Source organism: Shewanella sp. 11B5, assembly GCF_002836795.1.
Lineage (GTDB): Bacteria > Pseudomonadota > Gammaproteobacteria > Enterobacterales > Shewanellaceae > Shewanella > Shewanella frigidimarina.
The window spans coordinates 1-1,980 of the sequence record NZ_PJAP01000701.1 but is presented as its reverse complement, the minus strand read 5'-3'; the positions used below and the strand labels follow the sequence as shown (position 1 = coordinate 1,980).

Here is a 1,980-nt window from a genome sequence, read left to right as displayed (position 1 = left end):
TACAAGAAGAAGAAGGAAAAAGAGAAAAAAGAATGAAAAGTGGGAAAGGAGAAGAGTAAAAGAGAAAGGAAAAGAAAAAGATGAAGTAGAAAGAAAGAAAGAGAAAAACAAAACGCAGAAAATAATAAAAACGGCACTGTAGGTAATAAAGGCAGTGCAATGCCAATAATGCCTAACACTAGACTGCACAAGCCAATAATGAGAAAAAATCCGCGTTTCACCGCCATATGCGCCCTCATACAAACAAAAAACCACTCTATCTGAGTGGTTTAATAAGACAATATCATGACAGGTTAACCTGAAGTAAGCGTTAAATTAATCCTGTTGCTTTCAACCATGAAAGACTCGCGGGCAATGTTGGAATTAATAAAACCAAAATAAAACCAATAAAATAAAATATGTTAAACGGGTCTTTAAACGGCTGGCTCATGATTATTCCTACATTAAGGTTATGTTTTGACTGCGATAACTTACATCTTTCATCTGTTATATTGTGCCAACTGTTCAGTTAGCATCGCGACAACAAACGTGAAGCCGATCACAAAAAGTGGCTTATTTTAGACGCATCTTCACAAAATAAAAACCTTAAATATATTATGCCTATTATGACTCGATTGATGAAATAACGATGCCCTTTTGTGCCAGTTGTTGCAATAAAGGTAAGCAGCCTGACAACAAGGTGTCATTTGGCATTTGTGGGTAATGCTCACTTAACCAACTTATAATGGCATCGACTGTTACACCTTGTTGAGAATGAGTCATTTGTTCAATGTAAGCTAACACTTGCGCACTTAATGGTGTCAGTTGTAAAAATGCGACCTCATCATCAGCACCTCTAAATACACAAAAAAAGTTCGCTTGTGCTGTCGGCTCTATAGGTTGGTAGTCAACACTAATATGCTGAACGTCAAAGGCATATTGAGCCACTTTGGCACAAGCTGCTAGGCATAACCTATGCTGGTTTAGTTCGATGGTATTGATCGATTGAGCCGCTGGAGTGTCTGGCGCGACGGCGACACATAATTCTAACCATTCATAATGTGCTAACTGCAACATAAAAACTGGATCATCTTCTGTCATCTGGTATTCATGTTGTAAAAACGCTAAAAACTCACCGGCTATTTCAACAAATATTGGTGTCTTACAATCGTGGCTTACAAAAAATTGTTGTACTAAGGCCTGCCATTGGTCGTCCTCATATACACTTTTCAACACCGGAAATGCACTCGACACAAAACCTGCAATATTATTAAAAAATAATTCTCGATAGATTTTCATGCGCCTAGGCTCAATCCCCTCGGGCAATGGCAAACTAGGATCACGGATATAGTCCATAAATTGTTGTTGTACTTCAATGAAACCCATTATGCCTTCCTCAAAATTGACTGCTGCGTTAAGGCATTTTGTTGATACTGATGAATTTGATTAATCTCATTAAGAAGTATGTCTGTTTTAGGAATATTAAAATCACGCTCAAGCAAGGTCGGATGCACGCCATGTATTTGGTAACAGTGCTGCAATAAGGCCCATACTGGATCGATAATATCCGCACCGTGAGTATCGACCATTAAATCGGCCTCCTCTTCATAGTGTCCTGCGATATGCAGATAAGCGATTCGTTTGGTCGGCATCGCCGCTAAGTAAGCTGCTGCATCGTATTGATGGTTAATTGAATTAACGTAAATGTTATTTACATCGAGCAGTAATTTGCAGTCGGCCTCTTGCAGCACCGCATTGACAAACTCTTGTTCGGTCATTTGTGCACCAGGCGCCGCATAAAATGACACATTCTCTAAAATAAACGGACGCTCGAGTATGTCTTCGACTTGCTTTATCCGCTTAGCGGTATGGATGACTGCATCATCAGTAAATGGGATTGGCATCAAATCATACATATGGCCAGTACCCGAGCAATAACTTAAATGCTCTGAATACACTTCAATATTATGCTCATCCAAAAAGCGTTTTATATTTTGTACA

2 protein-coding genes and 1 pseudogene are annotated in these 1,980 nt (G+C 39.1%); all 3 read right to left on the bottom strand.

Going from position 1 to position 1,980, the window contains the following annotated elements; translation table 11 throughout:
- Positions 1 to 71: 71 nt before the first annotated feature.
- Positions 72 to 227, bottom strand: a pseudogene (locus tag CXF78_RS15510) (DUF454 family protein); the annotation flags it as partial.
- 376 nt (positions 228 to 603) lie between these two features.
- Positions 604 to 1,365, bottom strand: coding sequence for an HvfC family RiPP maturation protein (locus tag CXF78_RS15500; RefSeq protein ID WP_102037293.1), 762 nt, complete (start codon positions 1,363 to 1,365; stop codon positions 604 to 606).
- Positions 1,365 to 1,980: MbnB/TglH/ChrH family RiPP precursor modification enzyme (locus CXF78_RS15495; protein ID WP_102037292.1), on the bottom strand; the 616-nt coding region annotated here is incomplete at its 5' end. The genes CXF78_RS15495 and CXF78_RS15500, both read right to left, overlap by 1 nt.

What these genes read in the sequence shown, in the direction of transcription:
- CXF78_RS15500 (WP_102037293.1), bottom strand. Translation starts at nt 1,365, where the DNA reads ATGGGTTTCATTGAAGTACAACAACAATTTATGGACTATATCCGTGAT.